Origin of the sequence: Longimonas sp. (assembly GCF_046498435.1) — a bacterium.
In the GTDB taxonomy this organism is placed as follows: Bacteria; Bacteroidota; Rhodothermia; order Rhodothermales; family Salinibacteraceae; genus Longimonas.
Map to the genome: position 1 here is coordinate 1 of NZ_JAWOAR010000206.1, position 2,736 is coordinate 2,736.

Sequence of the window (2,736 nt, forward strand, 5' to 3'; positions counted from 1 at the left end):
TTTGGGGCCGGAAGGCGGACAGCGCGGCGGCGAGATCGTGTTTGAGGGACCGCCCGAAGAATTGGCGCAGGCGGATACGTACACGGCACGCTACGTTCGGGACGAACTTGCTCGCGCCCAGCGCGAAGATGCCGTGGTGATGGATCTGAACGCGTTCGTGGAGGAGGGGGCGGCGTAGCCTGCGGCCTGTGGTGCATCTGAAAGCGTAAAGCGCAGTCCCATGTTGATTTGAGACCGGCTGCACGTCTGCAAGGTCTGGTTCCCGGATCTCCGCTTCGCTCCGTCCGGGATGACTTTTTAAGGGGAGCCCCATCCGCGGTGACTTAGTGGAGGAATAGACACAGCCCTCTCACAGAATGTCATCCCGAGCGCATACCGACAGGAGTCGGCATGCAGCCGAGGGATCTCCGGACGCGCGGGGCGAGGAGGCCGATTGGGAGGAAAGCGCCACCGCTGCGGGATGACGTTGAGATCCTTCCGATGCAGGGCATCGTCAGGGTGACTTTGGTGTGGAAGTCGGGGCGGGGCAATGCGGAATAAGCGATGCGACAGCGTTTTGCCGCTCTGTTCCCGGTTTCGTGCAGGTCCGGGCGAGGCCTCTAAACGTTTGCATCATGACGCAAAGGCTCGGCACGAGAAGAGCATCCCGCTACCGCTCCTCCTTTTCCACATGCACCGAAAGCCCGGGTCCGGCAGAGAACGTCGCCTCCAGCACATCACCGGCTTCCACAGGACCCACGCCTTCGGGCGTGCCGGTGTAGAGCAGGTCGCCCGGCTCCAGCGTGAACACCGAGGAGCAGTATGCAATCAGTTCCGCCACGGAAAAGATCATGTGCTCGGTGGAGCCGTGTTGGCGCGTCTCGCCGTTGACCGACACGCCAAGGGTGAGCTGCTGTGGATCGGCGACCTCCGAAGCGGGCACGATGGGTCCGAGCGGCGCGAACGTGTCGAATCCCTTCGCCACCGACCATGGATGCCGCCGCTCCTTGGCGCCCGCCTGAATGTCGCGCGCTGTCATGTCGAGTCCGATTGCGTAGCCCGCGACATGGTTGAGCGCATCTTCGGCAGCGATGTGCTTGCCGCCGGTGCCAATCACCGCCACCAGTTCCACCTCGTGGTGGACTTCCGACGACGCTTGGGGGATGCGGACGGCGTCGCCCGATCCGATAAGTGCCGTTGATGGCTTCAGGAAGACCATGGGCTGATCGGGCACATCGCTTTTCATTTCGGCGGCGTGCTTGGCGTAGTTGCGTCCGATGCAGAGCAGCTTACCGGGCGTGAGTTGGCGGCCATTCGGAAGAGACAGCTTCATAAGAAACACGAATCAGATGACAGGACAATAGCGAAACTTTGCGGGGAAACGACCGTGGTCAACGTCTGAACAAAATCGCTCACTCTCGCGGTGGTACTCAATCCAGCGCTCCAAAGCAGAGATCCCTATGTACGCTATTGTTGACGTGAAAGACAAACAATTCAAGGTGCGTGAAAACGACACCGTGTACGTCCCGTATCACGCAGATGCGGAGGCGGACGATACGCTCACCATTGACCGTGTGCTGTTGCTCTCCGATGGCGATGGCAACGTGACGGTCGGTACGCCCACCGTGGACGGGGTTACCGTTGACGCCAAAGTGCTTGAGCATGTGAAGGGCGACAAAGTGATCGTGTTCAAGAAGAAACGACGCAAGCGGTACCGCGTGAAAAGAGGTCACCGTCAGCAATATACGAAGATTCAGATTGAGGCGGTGCACACCGCATAGGCTCGCTGGGCGGGGCGGCTCTCTTGCGCCTGCGCTCGCAACCCCCACATTCGCTTGTAGCATAGACGACAGAGGCAGACATGGCTCACAAGAAAGGCATGGGGTCGACCAAAAACGGTCGCGACTCCAACCCCAAGTATCTCGGTGTTAAAACGTACGGCGGCGAATTTGTCAAAGCCGGTAGCATTATCGTGCGGCAGCGGGGTACGAAGTTTCACCCCGGCAAAAACGTAGGCCGTGGCGGCGACGACACGCTCTTTGCGAAGGAAACCGGCACGGTGCAGTTTGCCCGCAGCCGAGGCAACCGCCGCTACGTTCACATTGTGCCCGAGGAGGTGTAATACGCCCTCTTGGTACGACAACGACATGCACCGCCACCTGGCCCTAGGCCGAGTGGCGGTTTTTTTGTTGGGTCATCAATCAGGTGACGAGTCGCCAGGGAGATGATCCAGGTACAGGGACAGGTGTGTTTTGCATCCGGGGTTGAAATCCGCTCCACAGTGGGGGCATGCGTTATCGGCTGCAAGGTACTGCCGCCAGGTGAGCACCGTACGGCACGCGCCGCACAGCACTGCGCGCTCATCGAGATCCGCCTGCGCATCCCACTGCTGCGCAGAATGATCGGCGACGGCATCGTGACAGGCGTGGCACGGGTAGAACACCCCGCAGCACGGAAACTGGATTGCAATCACGTCGCGCTCGGTGGCGTAGTGGGCGCACCGCGTCTCCGGGTCTACCTCAACCCCGCGCAGGGGCACGGCGAAACGGGCGTCGGTGTCAGGGGGATGCGTGGTGCGGCGATTGGTTGGCACGGCCATTTGTAGCAAGGAGAATAATCGGCGAGGCATCGACAACCCACTTTCTCATGCGTCTCCAGAAGTGCTGGTGCGTGGAAGCGACGTGCCGAGAGCCTGCTGAATCTCATCCCTGATCTCTTCGGGAGTTGTCTGGACAGGGCTGACGCCATACCGTGCCA

General features: G+C 60.7%; 4 protein-coding genes. 2 read left to right on the plus strand and 2 right to left on the minus strand.

Annotated features, from left to right (window positions below; translation table 11 throughout):
- Positions 1–649: 649 nt before the first annotated feature.
- A complete protein-coding gene (locus R6U20_RS07695; RefSeq protein WP_410337276.1) occupies positions 650–1,312 on the minus strand; it encodes a fumarylacetoacetate hydrolase family protein in 663 nt (220 codons plus the stop codon).
- A gap of 127 nt (positions 1,313–1,439) precedes the next feature.
- Here R6U20_RS07695 and rplU point away from each other — a divergent pair, with 127 nt between their 5' ends.
- Entirely contained in the window at positions 1,440–1,760 is a 321-nt protein-coding gene (gene rplU / locus R6U20_RS07700) for a 50S ribosomal protein L21 (RefSeq protein ID WP_410337277.1), read from the plus strand.
- Positions 1,761–1,840: 80 nt separating this feature from the next.
- Entirely contained in the window at positions 1,841–2,101 is a 261-nt protein-coding gene (gene rpmA / locus R6U20_RS07705; RefSeq protein WP_410337278.1) for a 50S ribosomal protein L27, read from the plus strand.
- A 75-nt stretch (positions 2,102–2,176) separates the two neighbouring features.
- On the opposite strand, the gene R6U20_RS07710 is transcribed toward rpmA, so the two are convergent.
- Positions 2,177–2,572 (minus strand): CHY zinc finger protein, encoded by a 396-nt coding sequence (locus R6U20_RS07710; protein ID WP_410337279.1) that lies wholly within the window; start codon positions 2,570–2,572, stop codon positions 2,177–2,179.
- Between the last annotated feature and the right edge of the window lie 164 nt (positions 2,573–2,736).